Annotated in this window: 22 protein-coding genes and 1 tRNA gene; 3 read left to right on the top strand and 20 right to left on the bottom strand. The window is 60.3% G+C overall.

The genetic code is table 11. The features are described 5' to 3' along the window. Positions 1-107 precede the first annotated feature (107 nt). The 6 genes from pgsA to D1159_RS12805 form a co-directional block, all read right to left on the bottom strand. Positions 108-635, bottom strand: a complete 528-nt coding sequence (pgsA, locus tag D1159_RS12830; protein WP_161846056.1) for a CDP-diacylglycerol--glycerol-3-phosphate 3-phosphatidyltransferase — start codon at positions 633-635, stop codon at positions 108-110. 4 nt (positions 636-639) lie between these two features. Then, a complete protein-coding gene (gene rimO, locus D1159_RS12825) occupies positions 640-1,995 on the bottom strand; it encodes a 30S ribosomal protein S12 methylthiotransferase RimO (RefSeq protein ID WP_161846055.1) in 1,356 nt (451 codons plus the stop codon). After that, positions 1,988-2,662, bottom strand: a complete 675-nt coding sequence (locus D1159_RS12820; RefSeq protein ID WP_161846054.1) for a regulatory protein RecX — start codon at positions 2,660-2,662, stop codon at positions 1,988-1,990. Before D1159_RS12820 ends, rimO begins: the two co-directional genes overlap by 8 nt. Further along, entirely contained in the window at positions 2,649-3,809 is a 1,161-nt protein-coding gene (recA, locus tag D1159_RS12815) for a recombinase RecA (protein WP_161846053.1), read from the bottom strand. The genes D1159_RS12820 and recA overlap by 14 nt, the downstream gene beginning before the upstream one ends. Positions 3,810-4,008: 199 nt before the next feature. After that, positions 4,009-4,872, bottom strand: a complete 864-nt coding sequence (prmC, locus tag D1159_RS12810) for a peptide chain release factor N(5)-glutamine methyltransferase (RefSeq protein ID WP_161846052.1) — start codon at positions 4,870-4,872, stop codon at positions 4,009-4,011. Between the two features lie 46 nt (positions 4,873-4,918). Then, complete coding sequence (locus D1159_RS12805) at positions 4,919-5,890, bottom strand: DUF1385 domain-containing protein (RefSeq protein ID WP_202621076.1); 972 nt, start codon at positions 5,888-5,890, stop codon at positions 4,919-4,921. A gap of 485 nt (positions 5,891-6,375) precedes the next feature. On the opposite strand from D1159_RS12805, the gene D1159_RS12800 reads away from it, so the two are divergent. After that, positions 6,376-6,744, top strand: coding sequence for a nuclear transport factor 2 family protein (locus D1159_RS12800; protein WP_161846051.1), 369 nt, complete (start codon positions 6,376-6,378; stop codon positions 6,742-6,744). Here the strand turns inward: D1159_RS12800 and D1159_RS12795 are convergent, their stop codons facing one another. The 3 genes from D1159_RS12795 to D1159_RS12785 are packed head-to-tail and all read right to left on the bottom strand — an operon-like array spanning position 6,745 to position 10,377. Then, positions 6,745-8,169, bottom strand: a complete 1,425-nt coding sequence (locus D1159_RS12795; RefSeq protein ID WP_161846050.1) for a HAMP domain-containing sensor histidine kinase — start codon at positions 8,167-8,169, stop codon at positions 6,745-6,747. Between the two features lie 46 nt (positions 8,170-8,215). Then, positions 8,216-8,902, bottom strand: a complete 687-nt coding sequence (locus tag D1159_RS12790) for a response regulator transcription factor (protein WP_161846049.1) — start codon at positions 8,900-8,902, stop codon at positions 8,216-8,218. Positions 8,903-8,961: 59 nt separating this feature from the next. Further along, on the bottom strand, positions 8,962-10,377 hold the full coding sequence (locus tag D1159_RS12785) for a hypothetical protein (protein ID WP_161846048.1): 1,416 nt from the start codon (positions 10,375-10,377) through the stop codon (positions 8,962-8,964). Between the two features lie 210 nt (positions 10,378-10,587). On the opposite strand from D1159_RS12785, the gene D1159_RS12780 reads away from it, so the two are divergent. Then, positions 10,588-10,674: transfer RNA gene (locus tag D1159_RS12780), tRNA-Leu, on the top strand. A 152-nt stretch (positions 10,675-10,826) separates the two neighbouring features. On the opposite strand, the gene D1159_RS12775 is transcribed toward D1159_RS12780, so the two are convergent. Next, a complete protein-coding gene (locus D1159_RS12775; protein WP_161846047.1) occupies positions 10,827-11,366 on the bottom strand; it encodes a DUF4364 family protein in 540 nt (179 codons plus the stop codon). A gap of 222 nt (positions 11,367-11,588) precedes the next feature. On the opposite strand from D1159_RS12775, the gene D1159_RS12770 reads away from it, so the two are divergent. Further along, the gene (locus tag D1159_RS12770; RefSeq protein ID WP_161846046.1) at positions 11,589-12,689 is read left to right on the top strand and encodes a DUF3048 domain-containing protein; all 1,101 of its coding nucleotides are present in this window, start codon (positions 11,589-11,591) and stop codon (positions 12,687-12,689) included. Between the two features lie 48 nt (positions 12,690-12,737). On the opposite strand, the gene D1159_RS19710 is transcribed toward D1159_RS12770, so the two are convergent. The 10 genes from D1159_RS19710 to D1159_RS12720 form a co-directional block, all read right to left on the bottom strand. Continuing rightward, positions 12,738-13,058 carry a 4Fe-4S binding protein gene (locus D1159_RS19710; protein ID WP_347563692.1) on the bottom strand — a complete coding sequence of 107 codons (321 nt, stop codon included), beginning with the start codon at positions 13,056-13,058 and terminating at the stop codon, positions 12,738-12,740. 597 nt (positions 13,059-13,655) lie between these two features. Beyond that, positions 13,656-15,050 (bottom strand): NADPH-dependent glutamate synthase, encoded by a 1,395-nt coding sequence (gene gltA / locus D1159_RS12760; RefSeq protein WP_161846045.1) that lies wholly within the window; start codon positions 15,048-15,050, stop codon positions 13,656-13,658. A gap of 16 nt (positions 15,051-15,066) precedes the next feature. Next, complete coding sequence (locus D1159_RS12755) at positions 15,067-15,927, bottom strand: sulfide/dihydroorotate dehydrogenase-like FAD/NAD-binding protein (RefSeq protein WP_161846044.1); 861 nt, start codon at positions 15,925-15,927, stop codon at positions 15,067-15,069. A 257-nt stretch (positions 15,928-16,184) separates the two neighbouring features. After that, positions 16,185-17,108 (bottom strand): HAMP domain-containing sensor histidine kinase, encoded by a 924-nt coding sequence (locus D1159_RS12750; RefSeq protein ID WP_243152273.1) that lies wholly within the window; start codon positions 17,106-17,108, stop codon positions 16,185-16,187. 60 nt (positions 17,109-17,168) lie between these two features. Next, on the bottom strand, positions 17,169-17,918 hold the full coding sequence (locus D1159_RS12745) for a hypothetical protein (protein WP_161846043.1): 750 nt from the start codon (positions 17,916-17,918) through the stop codon (positions 17,169-17,171). A 29-nt stretch (positions 17,919-17,947) separates the two neighbouring features. Continuing rightward, positions 17,948-18,703, bottom strand: a complete 756-nt coding sequence (locus D1159_RS12740; RefSeq protein ID WP_161846042.1) for an ABC transporter permease — start codon at positions 18,701-18,703, stop codon at positions 17,948-17,950. Next, positions 18,696-19,619: an ABC transporter ATP-binding protein gene (locus tag D1159_RS12735; protein WP_161846041.1), complete on the bottom strand. Its 924-nt coding sequence runs from the start codon at positions 19,617-19,619 to the stop codon at positions 18,696-18,698. The genes D1159_RS12740 and D1159_RS12735 overlap by 8 nt, the downstream gene beginning before the upstream one ends. 119 nt (positions 19,620-19,738) lie before the next feature. Then, positions 19,739-20,425: a response regulator transcription factor gene (locus D1159_RS12730; RefSeq protein ID WP_161846040.1), complete on the bottom strand. Its 687-nt coding sequence runs from the start codon at positions 20,423-20,425 to the stop codon at positions 19,739-19,741. Positions 20,426-20,436: 11 nt separating this feature from the next. Further along, on the bottom strand, positions 20,437-22,161 hold the full coding sequence (locus tag D1159_RS12725; protein WP_161846039.1) for an NFACT RNA binding domain-containing protein: 1,725 nt from the start codon (positions 22,159-22,161) through the stop codon (positions 20,437-20,439). Then, positions 22,152-22,565, bottom strand: a complete 414-nt coding sequence (locus D1159_RS12720; protein WP_202621075.1) for a ribonuclease III domain-containing protein — start codon at positions 22,563-22,565, stop codon at positions 22,152-22,154. Before D1159_RS12720 ends, D1159_RS12725 begins: the two co-directional genes overlap by 10 nt. Between the last annotated feature and the right edge of the window lie 10 nt (positions 22,566-22,575).

Genomic DNA, 22,575 nt, shown 5'->3' with positions numbered 1-22,575 from the left:
TTTTCTCACCCTGCTCTATTTTACCTCGTTTATATGAAAAAGTCTGCCGAAGGGCAGACTTTTTCGACAGGCTGGGCGCCCCATCAACAGATGGGGCGCAGTTCCTTTTATATGTGACTCCAGTCAATGACGTCCTTATTTTTGACAAAATACTCCACTCCGGAGTATACCGTGGTCAGCACAATCACCGCCGTCACAGTCACGTCTACCGCCGGCGGCACCGGCAGCAGCATCAGGCAGATCCCCACCATAGTGGAGGCCGTCTTGATCTTGCCGGACCAGGCGGCGGCAATCACCCTGCCGTTATCCACCGCCACCAGACGCAGGCCGCTCACCGCGAACTCCCGCACCACTACGATCAGCAGCGCCCAGGCCGGCATACGCCCCACCTCCACAAACCAGAGCATGGCGGCCATTACCAGCATCTTGTCCGCCAGCGGATCCATGAACTTGCCGAAATCCGTGATCTGGTTGTAGTGCCGGGCCACATAGCCGTCCACAAAGTCGGTGGCGCTGGCCAGGATAAATACCGCCAGGGCGGCATAGCGGTGATAGGGGAAGTCCAGATAGAGAATCACCAGAAACAGCGGGATCATCACAATGCGCAGCAAGGTCAGTTTGTTGGCAGTATTCATCGTGTCACTCCTCGATCTCCCCGGTCAGGTCCCCATCCGACGTCCCGGTCATGCGGACGTTGACAAAGGTCCCCGCAGGCACCAGTCCGGCTCCGGTGAAGAAGACCTTTCCATCCACATCGGGGGAGTCGGCATAGGTGCGGCCCACATAGCAGCCCATCTCCCGGTCAAAGCCCTCGCACAGAACCTCCATCACCTCGCCCAAACGGCTCTCATTGTAGCCGTCCATAATCCGGGACTGGAGCTCTACCACCCGCTCCACCCGGCGCTGGGCGGTATCCGGATCCACCTGATTGGGCATGACCGCGGCAGGCGTCCCCTCCTCCGGAGAGAACTGAAACACCCCCGCCCGCTCAATCCGGCTCTCCCTCAGAAATTCGCACAGCTCCTCAAATTCCGCCTCTCCCTCCCCCGGCAGGCCGCAGATGAGAGAGGTACGCAGCACAAGCCCCGGCAGGCGCTGACGCAGTTTGTCCAGCAGCGCCACAATCTCCGCCTTGGTGCTCCGGCGGTTCATGGATTTCAGGATCTCATCATTGATATGCTGGAGGGGTATGTCGATATACCTCAGAATCTTCGGCTGTCCGGCGATCACGTCAATCAGCGCATCGTCCAGCTCGTCCGGGTAGAGGTAGTGCAGGCGCACCCAGTGGAAGGGGAGCGCGCACAGCTTGACCAGCAACTCCCCCAGCATCCGCTTCTGATACCGGTCGGTGCCGTAGCGGGTGATATCCTGGGCGATGACGATGATCTCCTTCACCCCCCGCTCCGCCAGCTCCTGGGCCTCCGCCAGCAGGCTGTCCATGGAGCGGCTGCGGTACCGGCCCCGGAGCCTGGGGATGACACAGTAGGCACAGAAATTGTCGCACCCCTCGGCGATTTTCAGATAGGCGGTGTAGCTGGGAGTGGACACCAAGCGCCGGCCATCCTCTTTGGTATGGTGGATATCGCCAAAGATTTGAGGCTGCGCACCGGCCATCAGAGCCTCCACCGCCGGGACTACCTGGTCATAGCTGCCGGTGCCCAGCATACCGTCCACCTCCGGCAGCTCCTCCAGGATCTCCTTTTGATACCGCTGGGACAGACAGCCCGTCACCAGCAGCTTTTTCAGCTTTCCCGCCTCTTTCAGCTCCGCCAGCTCCAGGATGTTCTGAATGGCCTCACTTTTGGCCGAGTCGATAAACCCGCAGGTGTTGAGCACCGCCACATCGGCCCCCGCCGGATCGCCGGTGATCTCGTATCCGGCATCCTGGACCAGCGCCATCATCTGTTCAGTATTCACCAGATTTTTCGCACAGCCCAGTGAGATAAAGGCCACTTTATATGGATTCAAGGTCAATTCCTCCCTGTTCTCAGTCATCCATCCGGTGGTCCGCCCGATAGCGGTCCAGTCCCTCCTTGATATCCTCCCAGCGGTATCCCCGCCGGGCCAGAGCATCGGACACCCGCTTGAGGGCCTTCCGGTCGTCGGGATCCGCCCCGCGCATCTTTTTTTCGATGAGGGCATTGATGCGCTCCGCTTCCTCCCCATCCCCAGCCTCGTCCTGCGCCAGGGCGGTCTCCCAGTATTCCCGGGGCACCCCACGGCGAAACAGCTCGTCTTGGATCCTCCGGTGACCGTAGCCCTTGGCAGCATAGTGCCGGGCCACTGCAGCAGCATAGGTCTCGTCATTGAGGTAGCCCAGCCTCTCCAGCCAGTCGGCCACTGCCTCCGCCTCGGCGGGGGTGGGGCCTGCCTCCTCCGCACCATCCTCGCCTTTTTTTCTGGGGGGACGGGTCAGCTTTTGAAGCAGCTCCTTTCGGGACAGCGGGCGGGCGGACAGCGCCCGAAGGGCTTTCTCCCGCAGCCGGGACTCCCTCGCCCCCCGGTCCAGCTCCGCCAGCTGAGGCTCGGATAGGTCCATTCCCGCGTACAGGCCAAAGGACACCACCGCCTCCTCCCCCACGCGGAGAATTCTGCCGTCCTCCAGGTAGAGCAGCCAGCGGCCCTTCACCCGCTGGGAGGGTGACAGCTTACTCAGCCGCATCGTCCTGACTCTCCCCGCCCTTTTCGGCGGCTGGGGCGGCGGCGCTGTCGTCGAAGTCCTCGGCGCTCACATCCACCGCGCGGCCAGCAGCCCGGGCCGCCGCCTGGGCCTGACTGGACAGCAGCTTATAGGAGTTTTTGCGGATCTCCGTCTCCACCCGCTCCGCCTCTTCCGGTTTGGACTTTAAGTACTGCTTCACCGCGTCCCGACCCTGGCCCAGACGCACCTCTCCCATGGAGAACCAGGAGCCTGATTTCTGGATGATGTCCAGCTTGACACCCAGATCCACCAGCTCTCCCACCTTGGAGATGCCCTCACCATACATAATGTCAAACTCCGCCTCTTTAAAGGGAGGCGCCACCTTGTTTTTCACCACTTTCACCCGGGTCCGGTTGCCGATGATCTCCGAGCCGCTTTTCAGCGCCTCCACCCGGCGCACATCCATGCGCACGGAGGAGTAGAACTTCAGCGCCCGGCCGCCGGTGGTCACCTCCGGATTACCGTACACCACTCCCACCTTCTCCCGGAGCTGGTTGATGAAGACTACAATACAGTTGGTCTTGGCGATGGAGCCCGCCAGCTTCCGCAGGGCCTGGCTCATCAGCCGGGCCAGCAGACCCACATGGCTGTCCCCCATGTCCCCCTCAATTTCCGCCCGGGGGGTCAGCGCCGCCACCGAGTCCACAATCACCACATCAATGGCGCCGGAGCGGACCAGGGCCTCGCAGATCTCCAGGCCCTGCTCCCCAGTGTCCGGCTGGGAGATCAGCATGGAGTCGATGTCCACCCCCAGCGCTCTGGCGTAAGTGGGGTCCAGGGCGTGCTCGGCGTCAATAAAGGCCACCTCGCCCCCCTTCTTTTGGGCTTCCGCCACAATGTGCAGGGCCAAGGTGGTCTTGCCGGAGGACTCTGGACCGTACACCTCAATAATGCGTCCCTTTGGCACGCCCCCAATCCCCAGGGCCAGATCCAAGGACAGCGAACCTGTGGGGATGGACTCCACCACCACATGGCTGTTCTGCCCCAGGCGCATCACCGTACCCTTTCCATAGGTCTTTTCAATATTGGCCAGGCAGGTCTCCAGCGCCTTTTTCCGGTCTGCCGCCGGGGCCGCCGCCTCTACCGTGGATTTTTTCTTTTCCGCCATAGGTCTCTCCCTTTCCTGCCGGTCCGCTGCCGGCTCCGTAATCTGTAGTCCCCGACCACACCAGCCACCATAGGACAAGCGGAAAAGCCATCCGTAAAATCGTGGCTGGAGTGTCTTTCGACAGGATTCAGTATCTCATATCTGCTGTCCAATAAATCGGACTTTAAATGTCTGTATTCCCAGCTGTGGCGATAGGTGCTCAATCCTTTACCACGCCGGCCACCACCCGCAGAATGCCTTGGGTATCCCGATAGCTGCGAATATCCTCATAGCCAGCCTGTTCCAAAATGGCGCCCACGTCGCTGGCCTGGCCCATCCCTACCTCAAAGAGGAGGGTGCCGCCCAGGCTCAGGGCGTTCTTCCACCCGTTGGCGATCATGCGGTAAAAGTCCAGACCATCTGGGCCTCCGTCCAACGCCAGCTGGGGCTCAAAGTCCCGGACGGTGGGCTCTAAACCCGCCATCTCCCCGCTTGGGATGTAGGGCGGATTGCTGGCGATCACGTCAAAGTCCCACAGGGTAGAGGGCGGCGTCTGCCGGGCGTCCGCCTGGGCACAGGTGACCCGGGCATTGAGGTCGTTGCGGCGCACGTTTTTTTTACAGATCTCCAGCGCCGCCTCCGACACGTCGCACAGCACCACCCGGCTCCCCGGCACATTGGCAGCTACGGCCAGGCCCACACAGCCGCTTCCGGCGCACAGATCCAGCACCCGCACCCCTTCCCCGGCGGCCCGGGCCAGCAAAATGGCCTGTTCCGCCAGCACCTCCGTGTCCAGCCGGGGGATGAGGACATCCGGCGAGATCTCCAGGGGCAGGCCGTAAAACTCCCACTCCCCGATGAGATAGGCCACCGGCTCCCCCGCCACCCGGCGCTTCACCAGCGTCTTTACCTTTTGTTCCACCTGGGCCGAGGCATAGAGACAGATATCCCGGTAAAACTGCTCCCGGCTCTTTTCTGCGGCAAAGCAGACAATTTCCCGCGCCTCCAGCTGGGCCGACTCGATCCCCGCCCGCTTCAGATCCCGGCGGGCGTCCAGATACAGATTATTATAGGTGGTCGCCATTGGGAATCACCCTCACACACAAAATCTCTCTTATCGTTTCTTATGTTTACCAGGCGTCCTTGCCCTTCTCGCTGGGCAGTACCAGCTCCAGCGCACGGATTCCCACTTGAATCATCTCGTCATCCGGCTCAAAGGTGGTCCAGTTCTGGAGCCACAGGCCCGGCTTTGTAAACAGCCGGGTGACCGGGTTGCTGCACCGGCCCACCCAGCGATTAAGCTCATAGGTAATGCTCACCACTATAGGGAGCAGAAGCAGGTGGACCCCCATACGGGCAAAGGCGTTGGTCATAGGGAAAAAGGAGAACACTACGCTGGAGATCAAAATAGACACCACGATAACCACAAAAAGGAAGCTGGTTCCGCACCGGGGATGATGCCTGGGCTGCCTGCGCACGTTCTCCACCGTGAGCGGCAGGCCCGCCTCGTAGCAGAAGATGGACTTGTGCTCCGCGCCGTGGTATTGAAACACACGGCGGATGTCCTTCGTCTTGGAGCAGAGGATGAGGTAGGCCGTGAAAATCACCACACGGACCGCGCCCTCCAGCACATTGCGGCACCACATAGGCATTCCCCCCGCCAAAAAGCCGATTCCTCCCACCACTCCGGTGGGCAGCAGAATGAACAGCCCCACGGAAAAAGCCAGCCCCAAGACCACCGCCACTGTCACCAGCAGAGAGGACATTTTCTCACTGCCCAGCTTCTGTTCCAGCCACCGCTCAAATTTTGAGGGCTCCCCCTCCTCCTCGGGGAAAAATTCCGCCGAGTACATCAGGGCCCGCATTCCGTTGGCCATGGAGGAGCCGAAGTTGAATACGCCCCGGATCAAAGGCACCCCCAGTATGGGGTGCTTATCCTTGATGAGCACCCGATTTTCCACCTGTTCCTCCAGTCCCCCGTCGCTGCGCCGGATGACGACGGCTTTCTTCTCCGGGCCCAGCATCATAATTCCCTCAATCAGCGCCTGTCCACCGATCATAGTCTGAAAGGAACCGGAATCCCGCTGCTTTTCCTCTGCCATTTATCTGCTTCTCCTTTGTCTGTGGGCTTCTGTTTTTTGTGCCTGACTCCGCTTTCATCCGGCACATATTGTTATGGTATCAAATTTTGCAGGAAAAGGCAAGCACCGCACCACACCCCTCTCTCTTTTCCGAAACGTGTTGCTGACGGAGACCTTCGGCAATTTCATGAAAAGCGATTGAAGCAAATGAGTGCTGGTGCTATAATCAGTGTGATCAATTATTTTGGTGAGGGAACGACATGAATTTAAAAAAGATTCGAATTGAAGGCATTCCCGCAATCCTCTGGGGCGGCCCAAATAATAATTGCCGCATGTGAATATCCCCATGCGAAGGAGTTTGCGGACCGCTTTGGATGTGAGCTTACAGAACAAAAAGGCGGCGAACATTGGTTCCACACTGACACAGAGTTGGATTTTTTCAGAAGCTGGCTGCAAAAAAGGCTCAGCTGATAGGATAGAATAAGAATTCGAAAGGAGGGTGTATCGTGGAGATACAACACTTTTGGAACGCGGTGCTGCGTCAGGACGCCCAGGCCCTGCGGGCCTGCTTTTGGGACGATGCCTGGGTGAACTGGCACTGCACCAACGAGCATTTTACCGTAGAGGAGTATCTTGAGGCCAACTGCACCTATCCCGGCCGGTGGGACGGCGCCATTGAGCGGATTGTGGCCGCCGGCGATACGACCATTGTGGTGGGTCGTGTGTACCCCTTGGACAGAAGCCGCTCCTTCCATGTGGTATCCTTCCTCCAGCTGGAGGGCGGGAAAATCCGCGCTCTGGATGAGTATTGGAGCGACGACGGTCCCCCGCCTCAATGGCGGCTGGAAAAAAAGCTTGGCACTCCGATTATCTGATCAGCCGCCTATGGGAAAGCGCATAGTGGCCACACAGCCGCCCCCCGGGGCGTTCCCAATGTCCAGCGTCCCCTGGTGGCGCACCACAATCTCCTCGCACACCGCCAGACCGATGCCGCTCCCCCGGGCCTTGGAGCTGCCCTTGTAAAACCGGGTCTTCACGTGGGGGAGCTCCTCCTCCGGGATGCCGGGACCATAGTCCCGCACGGTAATGACCACCTGTTCCTCCTCTCCCCAGATAGCGGTGTCAATCCGCTTTCCGCTGCCGCCATGCTTTGCGGCGTTGTCCAGCAGGTTGCAGAACACCTGGCGCAGCCGCTCCGGGTCGGCGTTCATCAGGGGAAACTCCTCCTCGCAGTCGGTATGGGTCAGCTCAATCCCCTCCCGGCGGAAGAACTCCCGGTAGGTGTACACTGCGTCCTCCAGCTCCGCCTTGATGTCTACCGGCTCAATCGACAGGGTAAACCGCCCGTCCTGAATACGGGAGAACTCCAGCAGCTCCTCCACCATGTTGATCAGCCGCCGGGCCTCGCTGACAATAATGCCCATTCCCTTTTTTACGTCGTGGGCGTCCCGGACCTCTCCGTTCATAATGGTTTCCGCCCAGCCGTTAATGGCGGTGAGGGGGGTGCGCAGCTCGTGGGAGACGGAGGAGATAAACTCATTCTTCATCTTTTCCGACTGCTTGATCTTGGTGGACATATCGTTAATGGCGTCGATCAGATCTCCCACCTCGTCGTCAAAGCTCTTCTCCATTTGGACGCCGTAGCTCCCGGCGGCGATGTGCTCGGCGGTACGGGTCACCTCCGCCACCGGTCCCACAATGGAGCGGACAAAGTACAGCCCCGATGCGTAGATGAGCAGCAGCACCAACAGACCCACCAGCAGCGCAATTCCGATAACAATCACAATCTGCCGGTCCACAACCGCCAGGGAGGTGACCATACGCAGCACCGACACTACCTGCCCGCCCACAATCAGCGGACAGGACACCGCCATCACATGCTCCTTGGTGTTGGGGTCAATCCCGGTCCATACAAAGATGTTGGATACTGGGGTGCGCTCGCTCTCTACCGCCTTCTGAATGTCCGGCGTCCCCGGCTGGTACCCTGAGGGCAGCAGCATATAGCTGGAAAAGTGTACCGCTCCGTCTATATCCAGAATCTGAAAGTCCAGCTGATCCCGGTCTTCGAACTGGTTGTTAACGAAGGCGTAAGCATTTTGATAGTAGGCCTCCTCCGTCTTATAGCTGCCGAAAAAGTTCACCGCCGTCTTGATTTTGCCCTCCAGCCCCCTGCTCAGGCTGGAGTAATAGTAGCTGATAATGGCCATTGAGAAGGCAATGACCGCCAGCAGAATGCTCAGCATCGCGGCGCTGATGGAGTTCACCATCCACCGCCGCTGGATGCCCTTCATTTTTTTCATGGATGCACCGCCTTATCAATCCAGCTTGTTCCAGTCTGGACTGGATCTAACCGCCCCACTTATAGCCGTAGCCCCAGACAGTATTGATATAGGTAGGATTGGTGGGGTCGTCCTCAATTTTGATGCGCAGCCGCCGGATGTTCACATCCACGATCTTCAGCTCCCCAAAGTAATCCCTGCCCCAGACCGTGTCCAAAATCTCCTCCCGGGAGAGGGCCTTGCCTGGGTTGTCCATAAAAAGCTTCACAATCGCGTACTCCACCTGGGTCAGCTTCACCCGCTGGCCGCTCTTTTCCAGCGTACGGTTGCGGGTGTTCAGCAAAAAGGGCGGCTGGCTGATCTCCCCTGTGTCCTCCGCCACCACGCCGCCGGTGCGGCGGTACAGGGCGTCAATGCGGGCGGTGAGCTCCGCAGGAGAAAAGGGCTTCGTCACATAGTCGTCCGCCCCGGTCATCAGGCCGGTCACCTTGTCCATCTCCTGGGTGCGGGCGGTGAGCATGATAATCCCAATCTGGGTATTGCTGGCCCGAATGCGGCGGCACACCTCGAAGCCGTCCATATCGGGAAGCATAATGTCCAAAAGGGCCACCTTGGTGTCCGGGTTCTGTTTCAGCTGCTCCAGCGCCTCTTCCCCGGTGCCGGCCTCAATGGCCTCATAACCGGCCCGCTTTAAATTGATCACCACAAAACTGCGGATATTGGTCTCATCCTCCAATACCAGTACCTTTTTCAACCCTGTTCACTCCTTATTTCTGCCGTCCCTGCTCAAACACTGTCTCTGTAAAAAGCCGCTTAATCGCTGCTTCCCCAGTCCGCCCGAATCACCTGGAAATGCTCCCGCAGGGTTTCTTCTGTCAGGCCGCAGTCCCAGCCGCCCTCCTCAAAGCAGGCGGCGTAGATGGTGGAGGGCATGTCCTCCCCGCTGTCTGCCAGGCGGAACCGTCCAGGCAGCAGCACCCGGCTCTCCCGGTTGCTCCCTGTCAGGCGGTAGATGGTCAAAAAGGGCACAGGCTCCGCCTGGCGCTCCTTGTCCCAGTAGGAGAAAACCACCGCCCGCTCTCCCCCGCCGGCCGCATCCCGGCGTGACAAGGAGATCTTACCCTCCCACTCGTCAGGCAGGATGAGATACCAACCGTCCCGGTCGTTGTAATAGGTGGTGCCCACATAGTGGGCTGTCCCGTCGATGTCATATTGGCTCCAGCGGTTCAGCCAGAAGCTGGGCAACATACTGGTCTGCCGGTATTCCTCAATAGGAATGGACTGGGACAGTTCCATAATTGAGTCCCGGTTGATGTCCATAGGCCCCACCACGGCGCTGTTTGAGCTCACCGTGTTGTGGCTGTATCCCTTTTCCCCATCCAGGGTCACATTGCGCAGGCTCTTTTCTCCCTCCGGCCCCTGTACATCCTTTTTTCCCTCCCAGACAAAAATGTCTGTGGTGCGGAAGGTATTTCGCTCGTTCAGCTCGTCAAAGAGATTTGAAGTGACAAAGAGCGCCGGCACCGAGTCCCTCAAATAGCCCCGCTGCACCGCGCTGTCCTTGGGGTCCGCAATCCCCGCGGACAGCGGCGCTGCGGAGTCCAGCTCCATCAGCCCGTCCTGAAAATCATAGAGTTCCACCTGGGGACCGCTCTCCGGTCGGGTATTGACAATGAGGATCTCCTGATCATTGTCCCGGTCCATGTCGGAGAGCTTGAACGAGACATAGTCGGTGTGCAGCAGCTCTACCACCTGGTCCTCTGACACCGAGTAGGCCGACAGAAAATGGGCCTGATCGCTCAACTGCCAAGTCACCACAATCTCCTTGTCAGGATTATTGTCCAAATTTTCGTAGGTCACATAGTTAATGGCAGTCCCGCTTCCCTCAATAATGGCCATCAGCTCATACCGATCCTCCAGCTGGCGGTAGATGTAGATTTTCAGGGGATTTTCCTGGCCATTCATCCGAAAAAAGGCAATCGCCGAGTCTACCTCGCCGTCCCCGTCCAAATCCTGGAGCTGGACATTCTGAATGTTCTCCCCTGTCAGCGGCGCGGAGTACTCTGCCCCCTGCTCCTGTACTGCGGCGATCTGCTTGGTCAGATCCTCAAATTCTTTGGGCGCTTTGGGAATGCGGTACAGATCATCATCTGATTTCAGCATACATCCGCTCAGCAGCATCAGCAGCGCCGGAAGCAGGATTGCGGCTTTTTTTCTCATCTGTTTCATGGTATAACCTCTTAAAAACCTGCCAGAGTGATATAAATTCACTTGCCTTTCTATAGGCATCCAGCCGGATCAAGGATCCGGCCTCTAAAATTCCAGTTTTTATTGTAGCACAATTTGCCCCTGATTGGTATGCCTATTTCTTTGTAAAAAATCTTTTCCATTTTTCTCTTGCCAAATCGCCTCTTTTCGTTTATAATTAGAGACCGATACGCCGGTATGATGGAATTGGTAGACGTGACGGACTCAAAATCCGTTGGTGGCGACATCGTGTCGGTTCGAGTCCGACTACCGGCACCAGCTCAGAAATTCCCCTTCCCGCCCGTTTTTGCCGCAAATACGGCAAAAACGGCGCTGGATGGGGAAATTTTTTCCGGTAAACCCGCCCCATGTGGGATACTCGCTCACAGAAAAGGGCTCTCCCCACGCATTTATGCCGGGGAGAACCCTTTTTACTCTTCTTTTTCATCCTCCCGGTCCAGAAGCGCTGCCAGGACCTCATTATAGATCCGCTCCGGCTTCGCCTGAAAGCCTTTGGACAGGCTGGCCGCCTGATCCTCATTGACGCACAGCAGCTCAATGGTCATAATATTGCCGCCCTCATCGTCCAGGGTCATTCTGGCGGTGAGGCTGCCGTCCGGCCGGGGCAGCACCTGGGTGCGTACCTGGGCGTTGCGGCGCAGGATACTGTTCACCTTGGCCAGATTGGCGTTGCACTTATGCCGCACTGAGTAGGGCAGGTTGCTCTCGCACGCCTCGCCGTTCTGCCGCCCCTTGTCGGTGATGGTGTACTGTCCGTCCTCCAGATTCAGATGACCGGTCTCCACCAGCTCGGCGGCGGCCTCGGCAAACTCGAAGTAGTCCACCCCTTCGTCGCACATAGTCAGCTCCGTCAGCGTGGGAAAGTCAATTCCAGACGCCACCCGGGCCATAATGTAGAGGATCAAAAATTTGATGTCCATTTTGCTGTGGATAAATCCAAACCGGCTCATGAAGACCACCTTTCCAAACCGCATCCGTCAGGGATAGCTATTTGCCCCTGTCTGTATTATACGGGATTCTGCCCCAAATAACAAGAGCGCGATTCTTTGACAAACCCCGGCCCTTCTCCCTCTCTTTCTTTTGTATATCTTGACAAAATCTTCCCCACAGAGTATCATAAAATTATCAGAATCACGGCTGCTAAACTTATGAAAGAAAGCGGGGCGCTTCCTATGCAACGCAGACTGCTCGTCTTCAGTCTCTGTCTGATGCTCGCTCTCTCCGCCTGCGGAAAACCAACTGCCGATCCCCCTCCTCAGCCGGAGCACTCCATTCCCCCTGTCACCGCCGCTCCCACGCCCACGCCGGAGCCCACTCCCACCCCCTACAGCGGGCCGGTCAACCCCCTCACCGGCCTGCCCATTGACGAGGCCTATGTCAACCGGCGGCCGGTGGCCATTATGCTCAACAATCTGAAAAAAGCCCTCCCTCAGGTGGGGGTCTCTCAGGCCGATATTATCTATGAGTGTCTGGCGGAGGGGGGCATCACCCGGATGCTAGGCCTCTATCAGGACCCCAGCCAGGCGGGCGCCATTGGATCCATCCGCTCCTCCCGCACCTACTATCTGGAGCTGGCTCTTGGGCATGACGCAGTATACATCCACGCCGGCGGCAGCCCAGACGCCTACAATAAAATCAAGGCTTGGAACGTCACCGCCCTGGACGGCGTCAACGGCCCCTACTGCGGCACAAGCCCCAACACCAACCTCATGTGGCGGGACAGCGACCGCCGGAAAAACATGGGCTATGAGCACAGCGTTATCACCACCGGAGAGACCATTGTCCAGCAGTTCGCCTCCTACTCCTTCCGCAAGGACCACGAGGAGGGCTGGCACTACGACATGGACTTTGCCCAGGACGGCACCCCCGCCGGCGGCGTCACCGCCAACACGGTGACGGTTCCCTTCTCCAATGTGAAGACGGGTGTGTTCACCTACGACCCGGAGCAGGGCCTCTACCTGGTGGAGGAGTATGGACAGCCCTATGTGGACGGCAACACCGGCGAACAGGTGGGGGTCACCAACGTTCTGGTGCTGAAAACCAAGTGCGCCGTTATCCCTGGGGACAGCTACGGCCGCATTACGGTGGATCTCACCAGCGGCGGCGACGGTTACTTCGCCTGCGGCGGCCAGTGTATTGACATCCGCTGGCGCAAGGACAGCCGCACTGACCAGTTCCATTATACCACCCCAGACGGCTCCCCCATTACGTTGGGCCAGGGCCGCAGCTATGTCAGCATCGTCCCCCTGGACTGCCAGGTGGAAATACAATAACCCCCAGAACCAGCAGCAGGGCGCCGCGAAAAGCGGCGCCCTGTGTGTCTATACCTCCAGAAAGAGATTGTCTTTCCGAGCGGTGCAGGTCCGCTCCAGCATGGTGACGTGGGACAAAAAATCAGGATCGTCAAAGTACTTCGCCCCTGCGGGACAGGCCCTGATACAGGCCTGGCACTTGATGCACACCCCTGTGACTTGGGTGAAATCGCTGCGGGAGATGCTGCCCATAGGGCAGACCGCGCTGCACAGGCCGCAGCCGGCGCACCGCGCCCCATCTGTAAGAGGCTTTGCCTTTAAAAACCGCGCAGGCGTACCGTCCTCTTTCAGCGGGGTATAGTAGGGGCCTGCCGGACGGGTCCGATCCACGTTCAACGCCCGCCCCCCCAGTCTTCACCCTCCGGGCCATCCGCTCCCCAAATGCAGCGAGCTCCGCCCCATCGGAGGGGTCCGGCCGGCCGGCCGCCAGGGTTTGGGAGAACACATGCCGGCTCACCACTGCCGCTCCCCCGATGGGGACAAACCCGTTCCGCTCTGCCAGCACAATCAGCTCCCGCAGGGCCTCGCCGCAGCTTCTGTTGCCGTAGACGCTCACCGGCACAATTTTAGTGTCCCCCGCGCCCCCAAGTCCCGCCTCCAGGTCCGGCAGGATTTTGTTGGGAACCCGCCCGGCGTACACCGGCGCACCCAGCACCACAAGGTCCTCCCCGCCGAATGAATACCGCTGCTTCCGGCGCTCCGATCCTGTGAGGTCAAGCCCAACCGCCTCCCGCCCCAATATCTCCCCCATCCGTCCGGCAATCAGCCGGACGCAGCGCCTGGTTCCGCCGGTAGGGCTGAAATACACGGCGTACAGCGCGCCTCCTTTCAAGCGCAGCCACCTCCTATCGCTCCGAACGCCCTCGGATAAAAAACCTGACATGGGAACTCCCATGTCAGGTTTTTCCTGCTTTTTAACGCCTTAGATTATTTGCTGTACTTCTCCTGAAGGTACTTGTCCATGGCCTCCGCCGCCTTTTTGCCGGCACCCATGGCCAGAATGACTGTCGCCGCGCCGGTGACCGCGTCGCCGCCGGCGTAGACGCCCTCCCGGCTGGTGGCCATAGTCTCCTCGTCGGCCACCAGGCAGCCCTTTTTATTGGCCTCCAGGCCCGGGGTGGTGGAGCGGATCAGGGGGTTGGGGCTGGTGCCCAGAGACATGATCACCGTGTCCACCTCCAGCTCGAAGTTGGAGCCGGCCACCTCTACCGGGCGGCGGCGGCCGGAGGCGTCGGGCTCGCCCAGCTCCATCTTCACGCACTCCATGGCACGCACCTTGCCGTGGCCGTCATCCAGAATTTTTACCGGGTTGTTCAGGAAGAGGAACTCAATGCCCTCCTCCTTGGCGTGGTGGATCTCCTCCCGGCGGGCAGGCATGGCCTCCTCGTCCCGGCGGTAGACCACGTACACCTTGGCGCCCAGGCGCTTGGCGCAGCGGGCCGCGTCCATGGCCACATTGCCGCCGCCCACCACGGCCACAGCCTTGCTGTCCTTGATGGGGGTGTCATACCCCTCCCGATAGGCCTTCATCAGGTTGACACGGGTCAGGTATTCGTTGGCGGAGTATACACCGGCCAGCGCCTCGCCGGGGATGCCCATGAACATGGGCAGGCCGGCGCCGGAGCCCACAAACACGGCCTTGAAGCCGTCCTCAAACATCTCGTCAATGGTGTAAGTACGGCCCACCACCACGTTCGTCTCCACGTCGGCACCCAGGGCGGCCAGCTTGTCTACCTCGTTCTGCACAATGGCCTTGGGAAGACGGAACTCGGGGATTCCGTACACCAGCACGCCGCCGGCGGTGTGGAACGCCTCGAAGATAGAAACCTGATAGCCCTTCTTGGCCAGGTCGCTGGCGCAGGTCAGGCTGGCGGGGCCAGAACCCACCACCGCCACCTTGATGCCGTTGGGCTCCGGCTTCTTGGGCATGGCGTTTACGTTGGCCCGGTACCAGTCCGCCACAAAGCGCTCCAGCCGGCCGATGGACACCGGCTCGCCCTTGATGCCCCGGACACAGCGGCACTCGCACTGGGTCTCCTGGGGGCACACCCGGCCGCTGATAGAGGGCAGGGCGTTGGTATCGGTGATCACCTCATAGGCGGCCTGAAAGTCTCCCTCGGCCACCTTGGAGATAAACTCAGGAATGCGGATATTCACAGGGCAGCCCGCCACGCAGGGCATATTTTTGCAGTTCAGGCACCGCTTGGCCTCATCCATGGCCATCTCGGCGGTGTAGCCCATGGCCACCTCTTCAAAATTATGGTTGCGGACATTGGGATCCTGCTCCGGCATCGGATTTTTGGTCATACTCATATTCGGCATGTTACTCTACCTCCCCTTAGTGGATCATTTCCTTACCCAGCTTCTCCATCCGGCACTCGTGGCGCTCCTTCTCCTTGGCCTCCCGCTCGCGGTAGACGGAGTTGCGGTTCATCAGCTCGTCAAAGTCCACCTTGTGGCCGTCAAAGTCGGGCCCGTCCACGCAGGCGAATTTCATCTCGCCGCCCACGGTGACCCGGCAGCAGCCGCACATGCCGGTCCCGTCGATCATAATGGGGTTCAGGCTCACCAGTGTGCGCAGGTTGTAGGGCTCCGTGGTCTTGCACACAAATTTCATCATGGGTACGGGGCCGATGGCGATGACAGCGTCGTACTGCTTCCCCGACTCAACGAGGGCCTTCAGCTTGTCGGTAACAAAGCCCTTTTCCCCATAGGTGCCGTCGTCCGTGGTCAGGTAGAAATTGGTACAGGCGGCCTTGAACTCCTCCTCCAGAATCACAATGTCCTTGGAGCGGAAGCCGGCGATGACATCCACCTCGATCCCCTCCTCGTGGAGCGCCTTGGCCTGGGGATAGGCGATGGCGCAGCCCACGCCGCCGCCGACTACGCACACCCGCTTGACCTCGCCCAGCTCCGGCCGGGTGGGCTGGCCCAGGGGACCCACAAAGTCCCGGATGTAATCCCCCTCGTTCAGGTCGCCCAGCAGCTCGGTGGTCAGGCCGACTTTCTGGAACATGATGGTAATCGTGCCCTTCTCCCGGTCATAACCTCCGATGGTGAGAGGAATGCGCTCCCCCTCCTCGTCCAGGCGCAGGATGATAAACTGTCCGGCCTGGGCCTTCTTGGCAATCATAGGGGCCTCGACCTCCAGCAGTGTGACGCTGGCGTTGAGAACCTTCTTTCTCACGATTTTAACCATAGCAATGACCTTTCCTTTCCTCCGACTCCAGCCATGTACGCCCTCCCCTTCCCCTGCCGGGACAGAGAGATACACGGGCCTTCCGTCTCTGATTCCGCCCCGGCCTGTGGAGCCGGGGGGCTCATATCGCAGAATATAAGACCATCCGGTTCAAAAACCCGTTGATATGCCTTATTTCTCACAGAAAAAGATATCAGTTCTCCAGGGTTTTGTCAAGAAATATGGGCCCCTTTGAGGGAATTTTTCAGTCCGCTTTTTTACCGGCGGTCCCACTCCCGCCAGCACGGAAAAAATATCTTCAGTTCAAACCGGGCTGCGTCCCCTTGGGCGGTCACGTCCCCGCCCATCTGCTGGGCCAGCGTTTTGACGATGGCCAGACCCAGGCCGGTATTCCGCCCGGTGCGCATCTTGTCCGCGGTAAAAAAGCGGTCGAATACCTGGGGCACGTCCTCCGGCTCCAGGCCGGGGGCGGCGTTGGCGAAGACCGCGGCCACCCGCTCCCCCTCCTGCCGCAGACAGATCTCCAGCGGTCCCGCCCCGTGGTCCAGGGCGTTGCGCAGCAGATTGGTAAAAATACGCAGCACACCCCCGGGATCCGCCTGGACCGGGGGCAGGATATCGGGCAGCTCCACCTCCACCTCAAACCCGGCCTGGGTAAAATCCCCGTAGAAGGCGGCCAGCAGCTGGGACAGCACAGGCCGCAGGTCCACCTTCTGCCGCTCCAGGGGGTACTCCCCGCCCTCCAGCCGGGAGAGATCGTAAAAGCTGGTAATCAGCGTCTGGAGGGTCTTGGCCCGGCCCGCCACAATGGCCAGATACTCCGCCCGCCGCTCCAGGGGCAGCTCCTCCCCCTCCAGCAGCTGGAGATAGCCCAAAATGGAGGTGAGAGGGGTGCGCAGGTCGTGGGAGATGTTGGCGATCTGCCGCCGCAGCTCCCGCTCCCGCCCCTGCCACCGGGACTGGTCCGCCTGGCGCAGCTCCAGCAGGCGGTTGATCTGGTCCAGCAGCGCCTCCGCCGCGGTGTTGGGCACCTCCAGGCGGAGCTTGGACCGGCTCCCCTGCTCTTCCAGGGTCTTCATCTGCTCCACCGCGCTGTTCAGGCTCCGCCGCAGCGTCCAGTTCCACAGATACAGCCCACCGCACAGCAGCGCCAGCGCCGCGCACAGTATCCTCAGTCCCATGTCTCACCCTCCCTGTATATGCGCACAGGGCGTACCTGAGCACTCAGGTACGCCGGTGTGTTAAAGTTCTATTTTCTGAAAAATTGTCAGACCCAGCACGGTGGTCCCCGCCAGCCAGAACAGGCCCACGCCCCAGCACAGCACCTGATATTCCCAGTTCAGCTGGCCGCATATTACACCCGGCAGCATCAGCACCACCGGCGCGATGACCGCCTGGAGCACCACGCTCCCCTGCTCCGGCAGCTGGTTCAGCAGGGAGACGGCGGCCAGCATCACCACGGGCGCGCCTATGAGCAGCATCAGGTAGTACGCCGCCACCCAGCCCGCATTTCCCCGAAAGAACAGACTGAGCATATGACACGCCGAGAGCATCCCGCACCACACCGGAAAGGCCGCCGCAATACAGAAGCCCGCCACCAGCAGCGCCACCCAGTCCTCTTCCCGGGCGCTGTGGGGCAGCAGCAGCCAGCCCCCGCCCAGACTCAGCCCCACCAGGAGCAGGCTCAGCCCCGCCCCCACCAGCAGGCTGGTATACAGCCTGCCCAGATAAATCCGCTCCCGGGTCAGGCCGAAGGAGAGCTCATTCTTCGCCGTCCCCATGGCGCAGCTGTCCACCATCTGGGCCAGGGCCGGTGCCGCCAATACCCCCACAATCATAGTCACGCATACCGCAGAGGCAAGCCCCTGGAAGCTGCCGTTGTGGAACGCGGCGCAGAACAGGAGCGTTCCGCCGGACAGCGCCGCCGCCAGAAGATAGATCCCCCGCTGGTGAAAGATCCGCCACAGCTCCGCCTTGATATAGTTCAGCAAAACGCTCCCCCCTTCTGCCGCCCCGGGTTTTACCGGATCTCCGACCGGTGGAAGCCCATCAGGCCCACCGCCACGGCGCCCACAGTCCACACAGCCCCTACCAGCCAGGCCCGGCCCACGTAGCTCCAGTCAAAGGCCATGTTTTTCAGATTGTCCACGATTACCGTGGGCATATACTCATAGATTTTCAAAAAGACATCGTTCACCAGCAGGCCCAAAATCTGAATGATGTTGGACAGCACCATGAGAATGCCCACCGCCAGCAGGGTGCCCACGGTAGAGCTTCTGATATTGAAGAAGCAGGCCATAATCACCGCCAAGGCGCTGATCCATAGGGGAAGCGCCCCTGCCAGACAGTAGCCCAGCATTTGAAAGAACAGGCCGTCTCCCGCTCCGTGGGGGAAGAGCACCCAGCATCCCGCCAGATAGAACCCCATCATCACCCCGCAGGCCACCACCGACAGCAGCCCCGCCGCCAGCAGCTTTCCCAGATAGATCACACTGCGGGATACGCCGTAGGACACCTCGTTTTTCAACGTGCCCCACTTGTACTGGTCGGAGAACACCACATCCCCCAGCAGAATTGTGGCATAGAGGCCAAAAGACAGCATCAGCAGCAGCTCAATCGCAGTACTTTGAAAGCTGATGTGTACGTTGCCCCGGCTGTAGGTAAACCAGTAGCTCCACAGCAGCAGGCCCTCTCCCGCCAGACACACCGCCAGGGCGATGTAAAAATACTTGCGCCGGAACGCCTTGAAACATTCCGCGGAAAAATAGTTACGCATGATGCACCCCTCCAATCAGACTCAGGAAGTAATCCTCCAGGTTGGCCCCCCGGCTGTCCAGGCCGTACACGGCCGCGCCGCTTTCCACCAGCGCCCGGGTGATCCGCTCCGGATGATCCAGATGGCTGTACAGCCGGATAATCCCGCCGGAGAGCACCTCAAAGTCCCGGATGTCCAAAACCTGCTCCAGCACCCGGGCCGCTTTGGCCGGGTCGTCCACCCGCAGCTCCAGGCAGGCCCGGCACCGCTCCTCCAGCGCCTGGGCGGAACACTGTTCCAGCATATGCCCCTGATCGATGAAGCCGAAGTGCGTGGCCAGGTTGGCCAGCTCCGTGAGGATGTGGCTGGAGATAAGGATGGTGGTCTTGCGCTCCCGGTTCAGCTGAAGCAGCAGATTGCGGAGCTCCACAATGCCCTCCGGGTCCAGGCCGTTGATGGGCTCGTCCAGCACCAGAAAGTCCGGCCGGTTCATCAGCGCCAGGGCCAGGCCCAGCCGCTGCTTCATGCCCAAAGAGAAGTGCTTGAACAGCTTCTTCCCTGTGTCGGCCAGGCCCGCCTGCTCCAGCGCCTCGTCCACCGTCCGCCGGCCGGGAATGCCCCGCTGGATACGGTAGTACTCCAAGTTCTGCCGGGCGGTGAGGTAGGGGTAAAAGCTGGGAGTCTCCACCATGGAGCCGATGCGGCTGCGCATCTTGGCCAGCGCCCGCTCCCCCTCCGCGCCGAAGAGGGAGAGCTCCCCCGATGTGGGAGCGGTCTGGGCGGTAATCATCCGGATCAAAGTGGTCTTTCCCGCCCCGTTCCGGCCCACCAGGCCGTAAATCTGCCCCTGCTCTATGGTAATGTCCGCCTGGGCCAGGGCCGCTGTCCCGCCGTACTGCTTGGTCAGCGCCCGGGTTACCAATACCGATTCTGCCATCTGGCATCCACCTTTCTGTTTTTTTGCCTTTGCTATGGTGCCATTATAGCCATCGGTTTGCAAACCATCCTAAAGCAAAGATTAAGAATGTTTAAAACCTGATGTCTGACGGATTCTCCTCAGTCCGCCATTTTAAAGCCGATGCCCCACACGGTCTTGATATACTCCCTGGGATTGGCCTTGGCCAGCTTGGAGCGCAGGTTGGAGATGTGGACGTTTACCGTGTTGTCGTCCCCCATATACTCCCCGCCCCACACCTGTTCGTAAATCTGCTCCCGGGTATAGACCTTCTTGGGGTGGCTGATCAGCAGGGCCAGAATCTCAAACTCCCGGGCGGTGAGGGGCACTGCTTTCTCCCCCGCGGTGACGGTAATGCTCTCCCGGTCCACAGTCAGATCCCCGTACGTCAGCACACTGCCGCTGCCGCCGCCGGAGAACTCCTTGTACCGGCGCAGCTGGGCCTCCACCCGGGCCAGCACCTCGGCGTTATCAAAGGGCTTGGGGATGAAGTCGTCTGCCCCCAGGCGGAGCACGTTCACCCGGTCCTCCAGTCCCGCCTTGGCGGACAGGACAATGACAGGCATGGTCTTTTTCTTCCGCAGGCGCTGGATAAACTCCTCCCCCGTCAGGCCAGGGAGCATCAGATCCAGCAAAATCAGGTCATAGCTGTACTGCCCCGCCCACAGCTCCGCCTCGCTGCCGGAAAAGGCCGGGCGGCAGGTATACCCCGCGTTGCCCAGAATGGTACACAGCAGGCGGTTGATGTCCTGATCGTCCTCTACTACTAAAATGCGGCATCCTTCCACGCTTCTCCCCCCTATTTCACTCGCAGCTTGCGGGCCAGCGCCCCGTCCGGGTCCACATAGGCCGTCTGATAGGTGGTGTACACCACCATGCCGGGCCGGGCGCCCCCCGGCTTTTTCACAAACTTCACCGGCGTATAGTCCACCGGCACCTTTTTGCCCTCTCTCCCCTGGGAGAACCAGGCGGCCAGCGCCGCCGCCTCCCGGATGCTCTGGAGGTCCGCCTCCCCCCCATCCGTCCACAGGATGACGTGGGAGCCGTGGATTTTCTGGGTGTGGAACCAGAGATCTCCCTTGCGGGCCAGCTTGCCGGTGAGCTGGTCGTTCTGGCTGTTGTTCTTGCCCACCGAAATGCGCAGGCCGGAGGAGGATCGGAATTCCATTGGCTTTCCGCTTACCCGCTTTTCCCGCTTGGCGGCGGTCTTCTGCCGCCGCAGGTAGCCGGTGTCAATCAGCTCCTGGCGGATCTCCTGCAAATCCCGCTCCCCCTCTGCCAAAGAGAGGGCCTCCAGCACACTGTTTAAATACTCCAGCTCCCCCTCTCCCTTTTCAATCTGAAGGGTGAGCATCTGCTGAGCGGTCTTGGCCCGGTTGTAGTCCTTATAATACTTCGCCGCATTCTGTTGGGGTGTACGCAGGGGGTCCAGGGAAATGTCCACCTCTCTCCCCTCCGGGTCGTAGAAGTCTACCGCATGGAGCACCCGCTGCCCCTTCGCCATCCCATGGAGATTGGAGGTAATGATGTCCCCCAGCTCCCGCAGCCGCTCCCGGTCCAGCGTAGCCGCCAGCTCCTTGGCCTGAAGGGCCAGCTTCCGCCGCACCCGATCCCTGGCGTTGGTCACTGTCTTGAGCAGATCCTGTCCCCGCTGGCGCACCCGCTCCGCCTGATCTTTGGTTTCATAGTAGACATCCAGCAGCTTGGAGAAGCTCTCCCACCGGCGGCACTCGGTCTCCGGCCCGTACTGGAGAATGGGCAGAAAGGTAAAGTCCACCGGCTTCTCGTCCCGCACCAGCAGATATGGTGTAAAGCGTTTCTCCATTACATTATCCAGCAGGTGTTCCAGCTCCGCCCCCAGGGCCGGCAGATCCTCCCCTGACCGGAAGGCCAGTTCCCGGGCCACCAGGGGGGACAGGCCGGAAAACCGGTCCACCAGCAGCTTGTCCAGCGGCATCCCGGAGGCATCCTCCAGCGCCCGCTGGCGCTCCTCTGGCAAACACTGTAAAGGATTTATCCTTTCCGGAGGCGGAGGAAGGCGGTAAAACATCCCCGGCAACACCTGCCGCTTAGCGGACAGATCCCCGTCCACCCGCCGCAGGCAGTCGGTAATGCGCCCCTCCTGGTCCAGCAGGATCAGATTGGCCCGGCGGCCCATGCACTCCAGGACAAGGCGGCGCTCCACCCGGTCCCCCAGCTCGTCAATGGTCTCCAGATGAAAGTCCAGCAGGCGCTCCATGGGCGGCTGCTCCAAGGACAGGATGCGCCCGCCGGTGAGGTGCTTGCGCAGCAGCATACAGAACATAGGCGGCGTACTGGGGTTTTCCCGGGGCAGCTGGGTGAGCTGGGCTCTGGGCTGGCTGGGGCTGGCGGACAGCAGCAGCCTGACATTCCCCGCCGGCCCCCGTACCGCCAGGATCACCTCGTCCCGGCTGGGCTGATAGATTTTATCAATTTTACCGCCCACTACAGCGGCGCGCAGCTCCTCCGCCACGGCGGAGAGACAGATGGCGTCTAACGGCATGGGGTATCCTCCTCCATTATCTTTAAAAACAGCTGGTTGAGCCGGTCAGTCCGGCCCTGGAGGTAGAGCCATCCGAAGAGGGCCTCCAGTCCTGTGGCGGCCTGGTACTCCCCCCGGCTGGCCTTCTGTGGCACAAAGTGAGGGCTCACATTCCGCCCCCGGCGGTACACATCCCCCTCCTCCTCGGTCAGCAGGGGCAGAATACGCTCCACCGCCCTGGCCTGGGCCGGCGCCGCCACATAGCGCACCGTGGCCCGGTGGAGGCTCTGGGCGCTGGCCTTCCCATGGAGGCACAGCCAGGAGCGCACCATCAGCTCATATACTCCGTCCCCCAGGTGTGCCAGACCCAAATTGCTGATGGCGTTGATCTGGTCCCGGCTGGCCGACAGATGAAAATAGTCCATAATAGGTCGC

The organism is Pseudoflavonifractor sp. 524-17 (assembly GCF_009935845.1).
Lineage (GTDB): Bacteria > Bacillota > Clostridia > Oscillospirales > Oscillospiraceae > Pseudoflavonifractor_A.
Note: the sequence above shows the minus strand (reverse complement) of the source record. Positions and strands in the feature narration are given on the sequence as shown.

Excerpts from the sequence above, each read along its gene's own strand:
- D1159_RS12775 (WP_161846047.1), bottom strand. The coding sequence starts at position 11,366 with ATGAGCCGGTTTGGATTTATCCACAGCAAAATGGACATCAAATTTTTG.
- D1159_RS12820 (WP_161846054.1), bottom strand. The coding sequence starts at position 2,662 with ATGCGGCTGAGTAAGCTGTCACCCTCCCAGCGGGTGAAGGGCCGCTGG.
- rimO (WP_161846055.1), bottom strand. The coding sequence starts at position 1,995 with ATGACTGAGAACAGGGAGGAATTGACCTTGAATCCATATAAAGTGGCC.
- pgsA (WP_161846056.1), bottom strand. The coding sequence starts at position 635 with ATGAATACTGCCAACAAACTGACCTTGCTGCGCATTGTGATGATCCCG.
- D1159_RS12720 (WP_202621075.1), bottom strand. The coding sequence starts at position 22,565 with ATGGACTATTTTCATCTGTCGGCCAGCCGGGACCAGATCAACGCCATC.
- D1159_RS12735 (WP_161846041.1), bottom strand. The coding sequence starts at position 19,619 with ATGGCAGAATCGGTATTGGTAACCCGGGCGCTGACCAAGCAGTACGGC.
- D1159_RS12805 (WP_202621076.1), bottom strand. The coding sequence starts at position 5,890 with ATGGCAGAGGAAAAGCAGCGGGATTCCGGTTCCTTTCAGACTATGATC.
- D1159_RS12740 (WP_161846042.1), bottom strand. The coding sequence starts at position 18,703 with ATGCGTAACTATTTTTCCGCGGAATGTTTCAAGGCGTTCCGGCGCAAG.
- D1159_RS12725 (WP_161846039.1), bottom strand. The coding sequence starts at position 22,161 with ATGCCGTTAGACGCCATCTGTCTCTCCGCCGTGGCGGAGGAGCTGCGC.
- D1159_RS12785 (WP_161846048.1), bottom strand. The coding sequence starts at position 10,377 with ATGAAACAGATGAGAAAAAAAGCCGCAATCCTGCTTCCGGCGCTGCTG.
- recA (WP_161846053.1), bottom strand. The coding sequence starts at position 3,809 with ATGGCGGAAAAGAAAAAATCCACGGTAGAGGCGGCGGCCCCGGCGGCA.
- D1159_RS12755 (WP_161846044.1), bottom strand. The coding sequence starts at position 15,927 with ATGGTTAAAATCGTGAGAAAGAAGGTTCTCAACGCCAGCGTCACACTG.
- prmC (WP_161846052.1), bottom strand. The coding sequence starts at position 4,872 with ATGGCGACCACCTATAATAATCTGTATCTGGACGCCCGCCGGGATCTG.
- D1159_RS12770 (WP_161846046.1), top strand. The coding sequence starts at position 11,589 with ATGCAACGCAGACTGCTCGTCTTCAGTCTCTGTCTGATGCTCGCTCTC.
- gltA (WP_161846045.1), bottom strand. The coding sequence starts at position 15,050 with ATGCCGAATATGAGTATGACCAAAAATCCGATGCCGGAGCAGGATCCC.
- D1159_RS12795 (WP_161846050.1), bottom strand. The coding sequence starts at position 8,169 with ATGAAAAAAATGAAGGGCATCCAGCGGCGGTGGATGGTGAACTCCATC.
- D1159_RS12750 (WP_243152273.1), bottom strand. The coding sequence starts at position 17,108 with ATGGGACTGAGGATACTGTGCGCGGCGCTGGCGCTGCTGTGCGGTGGG.